Origin of the sequence: Psychrobacter sp. PAMC 21119 (assembly GCF_000247495.1) — a bacterium.
GTDB lineage: Bacteria > Pseudomonadota > Gammaproteobacteria > Pseudomonadales > Moraxellaceae > Psychrobacter > Psychrobacter glaciei.
The window spans coordinates 1-16,015 of sequence record NZ_AHVZ01000042.1 but is presented as its reverse complement, the minus strand read 5'-3'; the positions used below and the strand labels follow the sequence as shown (position 1 = coordinate 16,015).

General features: G+C 43.1%; 12 protein-coding genes and 1 pseudogene. 6 read left to right on the top strand and 7 right to left on the bottom strand.

The window, feature by feature from the left end:
- Positions 1-9 precede the first annotated feature (9 nt).
- A complete protein-coding gene (locus RH96_RS14345) occupies positions 10-768 on the top strand; it encodes a histidine phosphatase family protein (protein ID WP_010202021.1) in 759 nt (252 codons plus the stop codon).
- A gap of 109 nt (positions 769-877) precedes the next feature.
- Positions 878-1,747, top strand: a complete 870-nt coding sequence (locus RH96_RS14340) for an SDR family oxidoreductase (protein ID WP_010202020.1) — start codon at positions 878-880, stop codon at positions 1,745-1,747.
- Between the two features lie 142 nt (positions 1,748-1,889).
- Here RH96_RS14340 and RH96_RS14335 read toward each other — a convergent pair whose 3' ends face one another.
- From RH96_RS14335 to RH96_RS14315, 5 genes are all read right to left on the bottom strand, one after another.
- Complete coding sequence (locus tag RH96_RS14335; RefSeq protein WP_010202018.1) at positions 1,890-3,593, bottom strand: long-chain-fatty-acid--CoA ligase; 1,704 nt, start codon at positions 3,591-3,593, stop codon at positions 1,890-1,892.
- Positions 3,594-4,353: 760 nt separating this feature from the next.
- Positions 4,354-6,060: a long-chain-fatty-acid--CoA ligase gene (locus tag RH96_RS14330; protein ID WP_010202017.1), complete on the bottom strand. Its 1,707-nt coding sequence runs from the start codon at positions 6,058-6,060 to the stop codon at positions 4,354-4,356.
- A 557-nt stretch (positions 6,061-6,617) separates the two neighbouring features.
- Positions 6,618-7,409, bottom strand: coding sequence for an ABC transporter permease (locus tag RH96_RS14325; RefSeq protein ID WP_010202015.1), 792 nt, complete (start codon positions 7,407-7,409; stop codon positions 6,618-6,620).
- Between the two features lie 77 nt (positions 7,410-7,486).
- Positions 7,487-8,329 carry an ATP-binding cassette domain-containing protein gene (locus RH96_RS14320; RefSeq protein WP_010202013.1) on the bottom strand — a complete coding sequence of 281 codons (843 nt, stop codon included), beginning with the start codon at positions 8,327-8,329 and terminating at the stop codon, positions 7,487-7,489.
- Between the two features lie 9 nt (positions 8,330-8,338).
- Entirely contained in the window at positions 8,339-8,935 is a 597-nt protein-coding gene (locus RH96_RS14315) for a hotdog domain-containing protein (protein ID WP_010202012.1), read from the bottom strand.
- A 221-nt stretch (positions 8,936-9,156) separates the two neighbouring features.
- Between RH96_RS14315 and xthA the strand changes: the two genes are divergently transcribed.
- The 3 genes from xthA to RH96_RS14300 all read left to right on the top strand — a co-directional run bounded on the left by xthA (position 9,157) and on the right by RH96_RS14300 (position 12,031).
- Complete coding sequence (xthA, locus tag RH96_RS14310; RefSeq protein WP_010202011.1) at positions 9,157-9,981, top strand: exodeoxyribonuclease III; 825 nt, start codon at positions 9,157-9,159, stop codon at positions 9,979-9,981.
- Between the two features lie 47 nt (positions 9,982-10,028).
- On the top strand, positions 10,029-11,252 hold the full coding sequence (gene argJ, locus RH96_RS14305) for a bifunctional glutamate N-acetyltransferase/amino-acid acetyltransferase ArgJ (RefSeq protein WP_010202009.1): 1,224 nt from the start codon (positions 10,029-10,031) through the stop codon (positions 11,250-11,252).
- Between the two features lie 380 nt (positions 11,253-11,632).
- Entirely contained in the window at positions 11,633-12,031 is a 399-nt protein-coding gene (locus RH96_RS14300; protein WP_010202007.1) for a DUF4377 domain-containing protein, read from the top strand.
- A gap of 120 nt (positions 12,032-12,151) precedes the next feature.
- On the opposite strand, the gene RH96_RS14295 is transcribed toward RH96_RS14300, so the two are convergent.
- On the bottom strand, positions 12,152-13,585 hold the full coding sequence (locus RH96_RS14295; RefSeq protein ID WP_010202005.1) for an L-serine ammonia-lyase: 1,434 nt from the start codon (positions 13,583-13,585) through the stop codon (positions 12,152-12,154).
- Between the two features lie 540 nt (positions 13,586-14,125).
- Here RH96_RS14295 and RH96_RS14290 point away from each other — a divergent pair.
- Positions 14,126-15,544: a solute carrier family 23 protein gene (locus RH96_RS14290; protein ID WP_010202004.1), complete on the top strand. Its 1,419-nt coding sequence runs from the start codon at positions 14,126-14,128 to the stop codon at positions 15,542-15,544.
- A gap of 184 nt (positions 15,545-15,728) precedes the next feature.
- Here the strand turns inward: RH96_RS14290 and RH96_RS14285 are convergent.
- Positions 15,729-16,015: pseudogene (locus RH96_RS14285) on the bottom strand (hypothetical protein); the annotation flags it as partial.

Here is a 16,015-nt window from a genome sequence, read left to right as displayed (position 1 = left end):
GGATTATTTATGACAACCATACTTTTGGCACGTCATGGTCAAGCGTCATTTGGACAAGAAAATTATGATCAGCTCTCAGAGCTAGGCAGTATTCAAGCGCAAATGCTCGGTCAGCATTATGCGACGACTCAGCGCAGAATCGACGCTATTTTTAGTGGTAGCTTAGTACGGCAGCAAGACTCAGCGCGACATTTTTGGGAGAGCTACCAGTCCTCTATGGATAACAGCAACGAGGCACCCATTTTAGCCGCACTCGATATAAATGAGCCTGACAGCTACATCATTCCGCAGTTTGATGAGTTTAATCACAAAGATGTATTGATCAAATCTAATCCTGCTTTTGCTAGTAAGGCAGCCATTGCGATTGAAATTGCAAAGGCAGATGTTCCAGCGACGCGTCTAGCTGAACTGTTCGATCGAGCGATGCAGCGCTGGCATGCGGGTGATGATGATCATGACTATCTTGAGAGTTGGTCACAGTTCAACAGCCGCGCCCAACAAGCAGTTGAGCAAATACGTATGCAAGTGGCGAGCTTAAGCTTAGATCACCATAGTACGGTACTGGTCTTTACCTCAGGTGGCGTGATCGCTGCTATTACCGCGCAGCTATTGCAGCAAGGTAGCCAGACTGCTTATCAGCTCAATAAAAGCTTGGTCAATACAGGGGTGACGTCTATTACGCTAAAAGATCAGAGTACACGCCTAATGTCTCTTAATGAATATAGTCACTTGTTTGCTGACGGAAAACGCTTTGTCACTTGGCGATAGACGAGAAAACTGTTATTTTGGCGACATACAAGGCGCTGAATACATGACCGCGATTTAGTGGTTAGGGCGTGTTAAAGCTATTTCGTTATTGATATACAAAGGATTGTTTATGAAAAACCAATTAATGAGCTTAGTCACAAAAGGTACTAAGCAAAGTCAGCAGCAGGTATTGAGTGCGATTCAACCGTCACGCTATCTTAAAGGCTTAAATAAGCAGCAAGTAGGACGTGATAAAACCATTTTAATCACCGGTGCTAGTTCAGGCTTAGGCGAGGGCATGGCTCGACTGTTTGCCAAGCTTGGCTACAACCTTGCTATCTGTGCCCGTCGTACTGAGCGCTTAGAGAGCTTGAAGTCAGAATTGTTGGCAGCTTATCCCAATATTCGCGTTGAATATCGAGTATTAGACGTCAGTGATTACGATGCAGTTTTTGAGGTTTTCGATGCTTTTGCCGCTGACTTCGGTGGTATCGATCGTGTTGTGGTCAATGCTGGTGTCGGTGAGAGTCGCCGTATCGGTAAAGGGCGTTTTGAGACCAATCGCCGCACTGCTGAGATTAACTTTATTTCAGCGCTGGCACAGTGTGAAGCCGCCATGGGTATTTTTCGAGCACAGAATAGTGGTCATTTGGTGGTGATATCGAGTATGTCAGCGATGCGTGGTCTACCTAGGCATCTGACCACCTACGGTGCGACTAAAGCGGGGCTGGCTCATTTGGCAGAAGGCATTCGAGCTGATATGCTGTTGACCAAATTACCGATTAACGTTTCTACTATTTATCCCGGCTATATTCGTACTGAAATCAACGAAAATGCCAAGCCGTTACCGTTTGAAGTAGACGTGGATACAGGTACGAAAGCAATGGTTGCTGCAATCGAAGCGGGTGTTCAAGAAGCTTGCGTGCCTAGTTTGCCTTGGTCTATGGTCAGTCATGCAATGAAACATTTACCATTACAAGTACTCAATAAACTGAGTTAATGGTGTTTAGATTGACATAAATTCAGATAATAAAAAGCCCTCTACATCATCTGTAAAGGGCTTTTTATTATCCGAATTTATTATTGATGCATCCATTTAGCGATACATCAATAATAAACCTTATGGTAAGGCTTTATCTTCATTATGAGAAGGTTTGTGGATTGTCTAGCATATGCTGCTCACGTAGCTTTTGACGCAGTACTTTACCCACATTACTCTTAGGCAGTTCACTCACAAACTCAATATGACGCGGACATTTATAACCAGTCAAATTATCTAGCGCAAACTCTTTGATATCGCTTTTGCTAACATTATTGTCTACCGGAACGATATAAATTTTAACCGCTTCCCCTTGATTTTCATCAGGAATACCAATCACTGCACAATCAATAATGCCATTAAAATCGAGCATGACAGATTCAATCTCATTCGGAAAGACGTTAAAGCCTGAAACCAAAATCATGTCTTTTTTGCGATCTAATAAGGTAATGTAGCCTTTTTCATCCATGCTAATGATATCGCCAGTACGGAAATAACCATCGCTAGTAAAGTCATCGCTGTTGTCTTTATTAAAGTAACCTGACGTGACATTTGGTCCTTTGATGCACATCTCACCCGCTTGATGTAGTCCCAAACGTTCACCATTGTCGTCCACAACGATGATGTCGACGCTAGGGACTGGTATACCGATCGTACCGTTGAACTTACGGTCAGTGATGACGTTGGCAGTACCTGCAGCCACACCTTCGGTCATGCCCCAACCTTCAACCATTGGACAGCCAGTCACTTCTAACCAGCGTTTAGCCGTTTGCTCGGTAGCAGCCATACCACCAGCTTGCGAAATACGCAACGAGCTAAAATTGAGATCTTTGAAGTTGGGTTGATCGAGCAGGCCTTTGAATAGCGTATTAACCGCAGGAAAAATATGGAAGGGTTGTTTTGACAGTGTTTTGACAAAGCCTGGCATATCACGCGGATTTGGTACTAAAATAAAGGTATATCCTGAACGCATACCCAATAGGCTAAGCATAAAAGCAAAAATATGATAGAGCGGCAGGGCCATAACCATATTGATATAAACTTCATTGATTTCTGAGGTCACAGGGCGATACCACGCCTCTGACTGTAGCGCTGCTGCTACTACGTTACGCTGCGACAGCACAGCGCCTTTAGACAGTCCTGTGGTACCACCAGTGTACTGTAAAATAGCCTCTTGCTCTAAAGAGGTCTTTTGTGCTTGAAACGGTAAGTTTCTGCCTTTTTTGAGAACGTCAGGGAATTTGGTTACCTCGTGCTTAGGGTCGTCAAGCTTGTACTTTGGTACAAGGCGTTTTACTTGACGAATAACCGTATTGACCAAGATACCTTTGAGACCCATCATATCGCCCATTTTTGAGAGGACAATACGTTTGATGGCTGTCTCATCGATGACTTGCTCAAGTGCTTGGGCAAAGTTATCGACCACAAATATAATCTGAGCGCCCGAATCATTCAGTTGATGACGCAGCTCACGACCAGTGTAGAGCGGATTGATAGGTGTGCAAATATAACCTGCGCGCAAAATACCAATCATCGTTGGCAAGTACTGCGGCACGTTTGGCATCATGAGGGCGACCACGCTGCCTTTGGGAATACCTTGGGCTTGCAACCATGCAGCAACCGCTAGTGAGGCTTTATCAACGTCTCCATAAGTGTGTGTCACACCCATACAAATAGACATTGGATGCAGACGGAAGCGATCAAAGCATTCCTCATAGAGTTCTATCAGGTTTTCGTACTGGTCAGGATCGATTGTCTTGGGTACGCTTGCAGGATATTGAGCAAGCCAAGGTTTATTCACGGTCATATTTAGCATCCTTAAATATTAATATAAGTTAAGGTCTTATAAGAAAGTAGTCACATCCCTGTCAACAACATAAATCATTGCATGGTAAGCAATGCAGTGCTGAGTGCTATCCTAACTATTAACTGACTGCTAACATACGGTGGCCTTTATACAGTTTTGTTCAATCACAAAGAATGATCTGCCTTGTAGATTAAACGGTAAATAAGTACATTTGATGATTAAAATGTAACTTAAAAAATATCGTCATGCCTCAATAACCCTTGTAAGTCACTTTCAATAACAACCTTATCAATTAAAACTTTAGAACATTGACTGACATATTTTGGCAACACACTAACACAACTACAACTGAATTCGATATTATGATAAGCGTACTTCACAGTCCATATATAAATTTGATAAATGAAGTCATATGTGTTGCAAATCCAAAAGGATGAGTGGTAGATAAGTTGGGATAAGCTGTTCTACATCACAGAAAAAATAACTGAGTCTTATTTCTTTGTGTCCTGTGCCGTTCTAAACGGCAGCATTCAAGGAGCATGCTTTGAAGTTACTGTTACAATCTGTTGATGTTTTTTCTGAACAAAATCACATCTTGGTTGTTGGGATGGTTTGCTCATTAGAAAAAAATAAGAGGTTCAGCAGACCCTAATCTTAGGGCGTGTCCTCATTTTGAATAGCTGAGCAAAAAAAGCGCTTCACAATTTATGTGAAGCGCTTTTTATGTCTAAATTTATGTGACTGCTATATGTAAATTTATTCAGCTTGTTGATGACTGAGGATGATCTGCATCATGCTTTTCACGCAATTTTTGACGCAATACTTTACCAACGTTACTCTTTGGTAGTTCGCTGACGAATTCGATATAACGTGGACATTTATAGCCCGTCAAATTATCTAGTGCAAACTCTTTGATAACCTCTTTGGTGACATTGTTATCCTCTGGTATTACATAAATTTTCACCGCTTCGCCTTGATGTTCATCAGGAATACCAATGACAGCACAATCGATAATACCTTCAAACTCGAGCATCACTGACTCAATCTCATTCGGATATACGTTAAAGCCTGAGACCAAAATCATATCCTTTTTACGATCTAGTAAGGTGATATAGCCTTTTTCATCCATGCTGACGATATCACCAGTACGGAAATAACCATCGCTAGTAAATTCACCACTACTGTCTCTGTTGAGATAACCTGACGTTGTGTTAGGACCTTTGACACACATCTCGCCAGCTTGGTTCAGACCCACACGATTGCCATCATCATCGATCATAATGACATCGACACTAGGAAGTGGTAAGCCGATAGTGCCGTTAAAATTGCGGTCAGTTACTAAGTTATTAGTACCTACTGCCACACCTTCAGTCATACCCCAGCCTTCAATCATTGGACAACCCGTGACCTCCAACCAGCGTGCGGCTGTTTGCGGAGTGGCTGCCATACCACCTGCCTGTGAGAGGTGCAGTGTGCTAAAATCTAAATTTTTAAAGTTTGGGTTATCAAGCAATCCTTTAAATAAAGTATTAACGGCAGGGAATATATGGAACGGCTGTTTTGACAAGGTTTTGATAAAACCTGGTATATCTCGCGGGTTAGGTATCAAGATAAAAGTGTGGCCCGAGCGCATGCCTAACATACTAAGCATAGAGGCAAAAATATGATATAGCGGTAAAGCCATAACCAGATTGATATAGACTTCGTTAATTTCCGAGGTAATAGGGCGGAACCACGCTTCAGACTGCATGGCAGCGGCTACGATATTACGCTGAGTTAAAATGGTTCCCTTAGACAGACCCGTTGTACCACCGGTATATTGTAAAAAAGCAGTTTTATCCAAAGACAGTTTCGGCTTTTGGAATGGCAGGTTTTTACCTTTTTTAAGGACGTCAGGAAACTTGGTTACTTCATGCTTAGGATCATCAAGCTTGTATTTGGGTACGAGACGTTTTACCTGACGAATGATGGTATTCACTAAGATACCTTTCAAACCCATCATATCGCCCATTTTTGAGAGGACAATACGCTTGATATTGGTCTCGTCGATGACTTGCTCGAGCGCTTGGGCAAAGTTATCAACCACAAAAATAACCTTAGCGCCTGAGTCATTCAATTGATGGCGTAGCTCACGACCCGTATAAAGAGGATTAACAGGCGTACAGACGTAACCGGCACGCAAGATACCAATCATCGTCGGCAAATATTGCGGGACGTTTGGCATCATAAGCGCAACCACCGTGCCTTGAGGTAAGTCTTGAGCTTGTAGCCATCCTGCAACGGCTAGTGACGCCTTATCAATGTCATCATACGTATGGGTAACGCCCATACAGATACTCATTGGATGCATGCGGAAGCGATCAAAGCATTCTTCGTATAGCTCTACTATGCTGTTATATTTATCTGGGTCGATCGACTTCGGTACGCCTGCCGGATATTGGGCAAGCCAAGGTTTATTTAACGTCATAGTCAGCGTCCTTGCGATTTAATATAGGTTAAAGTTTAGTGAGAAAGCAGTCATATCCGCATCAACAAAATAAATCAATACTGACGTGGACTGGTGTCCGCTAAGAGCGATAACATCCTTACTTATCAACTGGTTGGTAAAATTTTTCGCTATTATATGGTTCTACTTAATTATTTTTAGGGTAAATAATTAACTAAGATGAAAAAATGGCTGAGTAACAAAAACAGTATTTATTCCGAATATTTTAATCTGTTATTTACAACCAAAGTATCAAAAGAACGATATATCTAAACAATACATTAGCATGAATATGGTTTAAAACAATACCAGTATGTGATACTGAGTAGTACATAAAATACACTAAGAGATACAGTTGATATGTGGTGTAGGAGAAACAAGTCTAATTATGACAAGGCTAATAATCTATCAAAGTGCTATTTCAAAACTATAGCCGACTTTCAATAAAATAGATACGTCAATAAACATGCGTCACTAAAATTGAGGCTATGAACATTTGTCACAGTCCACTGTATCAATTCTCAAGTCAGCCGCTTGTATTACGGTGAAAGGAACTGCTCATTTTTATTAAAAAAACGCCGATAAATAAGCAACGCGCTAATAGTGCATCCTAAAGTGCTACTAACACAGATTAAAAACATCGTGACAATTTGATAGCGTACCGCTTGAGTAGGATCTGCACCCGCCAGTATTTGTCCTGTCATCATCCCTGGCAAGCTGACAATACCAACTACCAGCATAGAGTTCAGCGTTGGGGTCATACCATTGATGATGGCCGCTCGTATCTGCTCATGAACGGCTTCAAAGGGCCTGGCAGAGAGGCTGAGCATCATTTCAATACGTCCTTGCTGCTCATGAAAAGCTTCAATCAACTGATTGCTGGTCAATGAGATGGCGGTTAAAGAGTTGCCTAGTATTAAGCCTAATATAGGAATGATAAATTGCGGCGTATACCACGGCTGCACCCTTAATATCACAAAGATGGCGATACTGGTGACCAATACGGCTGATAGGCTGACAGCGATGAGGGTATCGATGAATAAACCTTTGTAGCTGCGTTTGACACGATTTTTGGCTGCGCCTCCTGCGATCAAGGTCATGATAGTCAGTATGAGGAGGACTTCATACCATTGCTCACGAGCAAAAATCCATGCCAGAATCAAACCGATAAAGCTCAGCTGGACTATAGTACGAACAGCCGCCGTTAATAGTGTTTTGGTTAATGTTAAGCGTAGTCGCCATGATAGGATAAGGACGATAATAATTAAGCTGCTGGCAAGCGCAATATCACCGTAAGTGAGGAATATTTGCATATCATCCGTACCGCTCATAGCTGCTCATTATTAATGTCGTTAAGGTGGGGGAAATAAGTATTAGAGGCGGTCATGATTAAAAGTCGATTATGAGATTAGCGCATTTTGGTTAATACGCCTGCCTGCATGTGCCAATGCCTGTCGGCTAATGGCATGATATCTTGTGTATCATGAGTCACCCATAATATGGTGCGCTGTGCATCGCCGCGCAACCAGTTAACCAGTAGATTCACTAGCTGGGTTGAGGTATCGATGTCTAAAGCCGCTGTGGGCTCATCTAATAACAATACCTGTGGATTTAGTTGCAAAAGACGTAAGGTATTGACCAGTTGGCGCTCGCCACCAGAGAGATGACTTGCCTCTTGCTGTAAAAAGTCAGCACTGCGCTCTAAATAGACCAACTGAGCGATATGCCAGTCGATATCAAATTCAAGATGTTGATGCGCTTGTAGGTGATAGGGCATCTGTAAGTTTTCAAGCACACCGCCTTCTAGCAGCTGTGGGTTTTGAGCCAGTAGGGCGATGCGTGTGCGCCACTGGGTCGGCGGTGTATCATGAATGCTTTTATAACTGCCGCTATTTGATGCATCATGACTGCGCAAACAAATCTCACCGCTGCTCATCGGTAATAGTCCTGCAAGCACACGTAGCAGTAAGGACTTGCCACTGCCAGAAGCGCCTGTTAAAACGGTTATTTGCCCTGCTAACAGTGTACCGCTAACGTCACTTATCAATACCTTTTTATGCGTCGGCAACCTCTGATCGGGGGTCGAGATTTTTTTAAACTTGGTCATCCATTTATCGTAGATGGCAGACACGTTATGGATTTTCGTTTTAACTGTACGCCGTTGATCACCAGTGTTGATTGGCGTGATACGTTTGCTATGTACCCAGAGGTGTTCAAATTCAACGATAGGCGTGTCAGTATCAAGGCTCATAGGTCAGAATCATTGTGCATTTATAGACTGGTTGATCGCTTCTTGTAAAGCATCACGTAGCTTTTTTGGGACACGAATCGGTCGCATGGGCGAGGCGCTAGCCACGGCAGTATCCGACTCATCATGAGACACAGGCTCTGTCCTGACTTGATTTTGCACACAAGCGATGACGATTTTGGTGCTACTCAATAAACTGTTTTTAGCGTTGGCATTGTCATTCGCATTATCGGTAGAAGAGATGTCTGAGACATGACGATGAATGCTCTGGTAAAAAATAATGCTGGCAGGTTTTAATTCGACTTTATCGATACGTACATTGATGATTTCGTCTAAAAGAATGGCTCTTTTGTATTGCAAGTCTGCTTGACTCACGACAAAATGCTGTACTTGACCGTCATCGGTCTGCAAGAAATACCCATTTAAACCCAGTTGACCAAACCAGTCACGGCGGCAGTTTTCAAAAAATACCAAGTGATTGGCATGGTAGACTATACCGCCAGCGTCAGTATGGTTAATATAGACATTGTAGTCTTTGGCAAATAATGGCGTAGTTTCATTTGCTGTCGTTGGTAAGGCGTTGGTAGTTTTTCTAATAGTGGTTGTCATAACAATGCTCAATAATTATTTTAATAAGTGTTCCGTGATAGCCATGATTCGATACACAAGATTTGATAGCAATCATACGAATAACAACTACTCTAGCGTAAGATATCAGGGCGCGCAACAGCTAGGTCAGTCTGCCTCTGTTATGATAGTATTTTATGTATGGTCACATCCCAGCTCTTTATATTAGCAGCGTATTTTCATCAATTAGTATAGGATAATTTATGACCCGTTTTGTCAGTTTTAATATCAATGGTATTCGTGCTCGTCAACATCAGCTGGAGGCGGTACGTGAGGTAATCGATCCTGATGTGATGGGTCTACAAGAAACCAAGGTACATGATGAGCAGTTTCCACTAGAGAACATAGAGAGTCTCGGCTATCACGTAGAGTATTTTGGGCAAAAAGCCCATTATGGCGTGGCACTCTTGTCCAAGGTTGCACCAATATTTGTGCAAAAAGGTTTTCCTGGCGAAGATATCGAGGCGCAGAAGCGTTTTATTCACGCACGATATGAGTTTGACGGTCGTGAAATTGACGTACTCAATGGTTATTTTCCACAAGGAGAAAGCCAAGATCATCCGACCAAATTCCCTATGAAGCGTGCTTATTATGCAGACTTGATGGCGTATATTGATGCTTTAAAGGCGGAAGGGCGCTCGCTCATTATCATGGGTGATATGAATATCGCCCCAGAAGATATCGACATTGGGATTGGCGACGTCAATGCAAAGCGCTGGCTTAAGAATAGAAAAACCTCATTTTTACCAGAAGAGCGCGAATGGTATGCAGCCTTGATGTCACGCGAGCTGACTGACACGTACCGTCTGTACTATCCAGAGAGTACAGAGTTATACAGCTGGTTTGATTATCGCAGTCGTGGTTTCAACGACGAGCCTAAGCGCGGTCTACGTATCGACCATATCTTGTGTACCTCAGACCTAGTCGATGACTGCGTCGATGCTGGTATCAGCTATGAGCTACGTGCCATGGAAAAACCTTCTGACCATGCACCGATTTGGTCGGCATTTAACTTAAGCAAACCCTAATAGTATTCTGTCTATAACTATGAAAATTGAAAAATAAGGATTTCTCTATGGCTGTTGGAAATATTGCAGTACCGAATACTATTTACCCAATTGACGGTATCAAGTTAAGTGCTACTGCCGCGGGCGTACGCTACAAAGATCGTGATGATTTGGTCGTGATTGAGATTGCTGAGAACGCAACCAGTGCGGTCGTCACCACTAAAAACACCTTTTGTGCCGCGCCAGTGCGAGTATTACGTGAGCATTTTGCTAAAGCTAGCCCACGTTATTTGGTCACCAATACTGGCAATGCCAATGCAGGGACGGGCGCTGATGGCAAGCGGCGCGCTGTTGATATCTGTACAGCGCTGGCTAGTAAAGCTGGCGTGGCTGTCAGTTCTGTATTGCCGTTTTCTACGGGAGTGATTGGCGAGCCCTTAAATAGTGAGGCGGTCATCGCTGGTTTAGATGAGGCACTTGCCAGTTTAACTGCTGATAATTGGCTGGCGGCGGCGAATGGTATTCGCACCACAGACACGATTCCTAAGCTTGCCAGCCAAAAAATCGACGTGGCGGGTAGCAGCTATCATATTACGGGCATGTCAAAAGGCTCAGGTATGATACGACCAAATATGGCGACTATGCTGGGCTATGTGGCAACAGATGCCAACATTACAGCTGACTTATTACAAGAGATGTTAAGCGCCATTAATGAGCAGTCTTTTAACCGCATCACCGTCGATGGAGATACGTCGACCAACGACTGTTGTGTGTTGATTGCCACAGGTACAGCCAGCGCTGGTATTATTGACAGCACAGAACATCCGCATTATCAGCCTGTTTTTGAGGCATTAACCGAAGTATTTGTTCGTCTGGCACAATTAATCGTGCGTGATGGGGAAGGTGCTACCAAGTTTATGACTGTCAAAGTCACTGGCGGTAAGATGACGCAAGAGTGCTGCGATGTGGCATACGCGGTTGCACATTCACCGCTAGTCAAAACCGCATTCTTCGCTAGTGATGCCAATTGGGGTCGTATCCTCGCCGCAGTAGGTTATGCGGGTATCGAAGATTTAGATACCGAGCAAGTCGATGTCTATCTAGATGAAGTCATGATTTGCCAAAATGGTGGTGTTGCGCCTAGCTATACGGAAGCGGCGGGCAAAACGGTCATGAGCCGTCCTGAAATTACCATTCATATTGATTTGGCACGTGGCGACGCTAGCGATACCGTTTATACCTGCGATTTGTCTTACGATTACGTCAAGATAAATGCCGATTATCGTAGTTGATTATCGAAATGGGCGTTAATTATGGCGTCCTCTCAATCTGAACGAAAGCGATTAAATGGTCGGAGTAATGATTACTTCGGCCATTTTTTTGCAATGTCAAATATATATTGGATTGGTCTGCTTTTTAATACGTTTGACTAACATGAGTTGCAAAAGCTGACGTTACTTTACAAACCAGTCATAGAGGATAAGTCGCTTGGCGACATATACTAGTCTCAGTAAACAATAGACGATACTGCTGAGAAATTATCAGCTTTGTTTGGTTGTCTAAATTGACTTTGCCAGTATGGTCACAAATGCCTTACGTTTTGAGCGTCTATAAATGATTAAAACGAGTTCAAACGGGCAATAATGAATATTACTTAACTGAGGATTGAATAATGAAAAAATTAGCACTTGCCGCATTGATGACTACTTTTGCCCTGTCAGGTTGTTCTACTATGGGTATGGACAATGAGCGTACCATGGTCGTTGAAGGTCAGACTATGAATGTTAAAGTTATTAACATTCCAAGCTTTGAAGTAGAGATTGCACCGCGTAAAGCAGTTTGTGATCTTATGACTGCGAATGGCACCAAAGTTGAATCAGAGTGCTTACAGTATCGCCAAACTTATCAGAAAAACTATACAACTCTAAACGGTAACATCCAAGGCTTTACTTATGAGCCAAATTACCGCTATGTTTTGGACGTACGTCAAGAAGCGATGATGAATGAAACCACCAATATGGTTAAACCAGTTTGGATTTTAAACGAAGTGGTTTCAAAAACTGCTGAGTAAATGATGACACGCCCTAGTCAGAATAAAAAAGACCTCTAATGAATTAGAGGTCTTTTTTTGTCATGAGGGTTTATGAGAATCACATCACGACAGTCTATACTGATATTAATTATAATTATATTAGCATTGACTATATTTTACACTGACACCATGACTCGCAGTGGGTATGCGGTTATCAGCATAAACAGCAAGACCCCCACGTGAGGTTTCTTTATACTTATCTAGCATATCAGCCCCAGTTACTTTCATCGTTTCAATCACCTTATCTAAAGAGACAAAGTGCTGACCATTGCCACGGCAGGCGAGACGTGCCGCGTTGATCGCCTTTACCGCGCCCATCGCATTGCGTTCAATACAAGGAACTTGAACCAAGCCGCCAACAGGGTCACAAGTGAGACCTAAGTTATGCTCGATACCAATTTCAGCAGCATTCAAGCATTTGGCAGGATCTCCGCCCATAATCTCAGCCAATGCAGACGCGGCCATTGCACATGCAGAGCCAACTTCACCTTGACAGCCAACTTCAGCACCAGAGATTGAAGCATTTTGTTTGATAAGGCTACCGATGGCAGTGGCATTTAACAAAAATTTATAGACGCCGCTTTGGCTGTAGCTTGGTAAAAAATCACGATAGTAATGTAGGACTGCCGGTATGATGCCAGCGGCACCATTGGTAGGAGCGGTCACCACTTTACCGCCATTGGCGTTTTCTTCGTTGACGGCGAGCGCATACAAATCAACCCAATCCATCGCGGCTAATTTATCGGTTTTTGTAATGGGTTGGTTCTTCTCCGCACACAGTTGTGAATATAGATCTTGTGCGCGGCGTTTGACATCTAAGCCGCCAGGCAAAATACCGCCATTTTCACAGCCCTGTTTGACGCAGTCTTGCATCACGTCCCAAATGCTATCTAAGTAGGCAAAAACCTCTGTTTGATCGCGGTAATGACATTCATTCGTGAGGACTAAATCACTGATACTCAGCCCATGCTGGCGACATTGCTCTAATAACTCGGCGGCGCTATTGAAAGGATAGGGAATACTATCAATGGTGGGGCTAGCATGGTCTTCATCTGGGTTGGTGGCATTCTCTTCATTAATCACAAAGCCACCTCCAACTGAGTAGTAGGTCTGCTGATAACGAGTACCATCTACCAATAACGCTCGAAGCGTCAGAGCATTAGGATGATAAGGTAGGACGGTATCGTCGTACCAATAGATATCACGCTCTGTGTCAAAAGCAATCGTATGAGCACCTGATATGTTCAGACTTTTTTCTGAAAATATGGGTGCCAAGTAGTTGCTGGTCAGGCGCGTATCGATGGTGCTGGGCGTATGTCCGAGTAACCCTAGTAAAATGGCGGTATCCGTTGCATGCCCTTTACCGGTCGCAGCCAATGAACCATAAAGCTCAATCTCAATACTGTCTATAGCGGTCAGCTCTGCTTGCTTGAGCAAAGACGCCAAAAACAAGTTCGCCGCTACCATCGGCCCGACGGTATGTGAGCTTGAGGGTCCGATACCAATTTTAAATAAATCAAAAACACTAATCATAATAAGCTACCAAAAATTTTAAGTGCATCAGCATAGGTTATCGATTGGCTGCAGCACTGGCATGAAAAATATAATAAACCGCCCCAACCAACAAGCACCGATAAGTGTTTAGTTTGGGATATTGTCTATGAAAGTATGTAAACATGGAAGTACATGTGACGAGTGAATAATAACTTTTATTTATTATTAAACTCCGTTATGATGCTTGGAGCCAACGTTTATGTAACATCCTGTAAGTTGGTGTCGCTGTGAAATACGTCAGGCAAAAATGATTCAGACGGTCGTTCAAGTAGAACATATCCGACCTTATACATCTAGCAAAACATAGCTATCATACCAAATAATACTTTTGGTTTGCTACCTTACAACATAAATGAATGAATTGGGTGACATATTATAAGAGGTATGGTGTTGAGTCTCGGTTTTTATCGTTATCTTTAGCCAGCTACTTCTATCTATTGACGTTCGACTTTAGCTCAGTTTTTATTCATCCAGTTATTTTAGCCTATTATTAGCTCCGCCCACATAGGACAAGCATGCATGACATCTCCCACCGATAATTCCTCTCAATCAGACAAAAGTGCTGAAGCATTACCTGCTCATAATGCATTAGAAGCGGCTGGTATTCCTTCAGCAGGCATGAACTATCCAAAAAATCCAGATTTTGAAAATGGTCGTTGGTTTCCGACATGGCGACCTTATGGTGGCGATTTAGATCGTGATCCGGTCGGTATCAATGAATATTTGCCACCGTCAAAAAGCATATTACTGGGTGTGCAGCATACTTTTGCGATGTTTGGTGCGACGGTGCTTGCGCCACTGTTAATGGGTTTTGATCCTAACCTCGCTATATTGATGTCAGGTATTTGTACTGTGATGTTCTTTATGATCACGGGTGGGCGCATGCCGAGCTATCTGGGCTCCAGCTTTGCCTTTATTGGCCCCGTCATCGCTGTGACTGCGTATGCAGGTGTCGGCTTCAATGACAACTTAAATGTCGCCTTGGGCGGTATTATGGCCTGCGGCATCATTTATGCTTTGATTGGGCTGCTGGTGATGAAAACGGGCACAGGCTGGATTGAGCGTCTGATGCCACCTATCGTCACTGGTGCTATCGTGATGATTATTGGTCTAAATTTGGCGCCAGTGACCATTCAAGGAGTGTCTGCGAATCAGTTTGATGCTTGGATGGCCACCTTAACCGTGTTGCTGATTAGTGGTGTGGCTGTGTTTACGCGCGGTATGTTACGTCGACTTTTATTGCTGGTTGGCTTGATATTGTCATACGTCGCTTATTTTGTGATGACCAATGTAATGGGTTTCGATACGCCCATTGATTTTAGTGGGGTGTCTGCTGCTTCATGGTTTGGGTTACCAAGCATTCATACGCCTCGTTTTGAGATGAGCGCCATTATCTTGATCGCACCAGTGGCGTTTATTTTGGTTGCCGAAAATCTGGGACATTTTAAAGCAGTAGAAGGCATGACTAAGGCTCGTGTTACCCCTTATATGGGTCGAGCATTTTTAGCGGATGGCTTAGCAACGACTTTTTCAGCAGGATTTGGTGGTACAGGTGTCACCACTTATGCAGAAAACATCGGTGTCATGGCGGTAACCAAGGTGTATAGCACTACGATTTTTGTCGTAGCAGGTTTGGTGGCTATCATATTGGGGCTTTCACCAAAATTTGGCGCAATCATTCAGACGATACCAGCGGCCTTATTGGGCGGTGCGTCTATTATAGTATTCGGACTTATCACTGTTGCTGGGATCAAAATTTGGATAGACAGCCACATTGATTTTAGCAAAAACAGCAATCTAATCATCGCCGCTGTCACTGTCATCATGGGAACGGGTAACTTTAGCTTGCATTTAGGTGGCTTTGATTTGGGCGGTATCGGCACGGCTACCTTGGCAGCTATCGTACTCAATGCATTATTCAATCGTCAAAAAGACTGATTGATTGTCGTTTAAGCATCACGTTTCAAATGAGGGCATGTCATTATTTTAATCTTCACAATCTAATTGATGACACGCCCTCATTAAAGCTATACGCCAAATAAAACGTAAATATAAATAAGGGTGTAATGGACAAAATTCATGCTAGAAATTAGAAGGTAGTCGCTAATGGACATAATTCATGCTATTTGAGTGTCTTTGACTCTAAAAAGTCTTTAATAAACCGTAACTTACGATACTCATTTAGCCCATGATGACTGTGTAATTGTCGCTTGAGCTCACTGAATAACCCTTCGAGAGAATTAGTAGTATTTGGTAGGTCTAAATGCCCATATTCTTGATAAGTAAATAACCAATCGCTATTGGTTCTTAAACTACGATAAGCACTTCTAAGACGCTTGTGGGTGTACCACGTTCTGCCGGTATCCTCATTGGTACTACGCTCATTAAGATAGGCTTCATGAGTCAAAT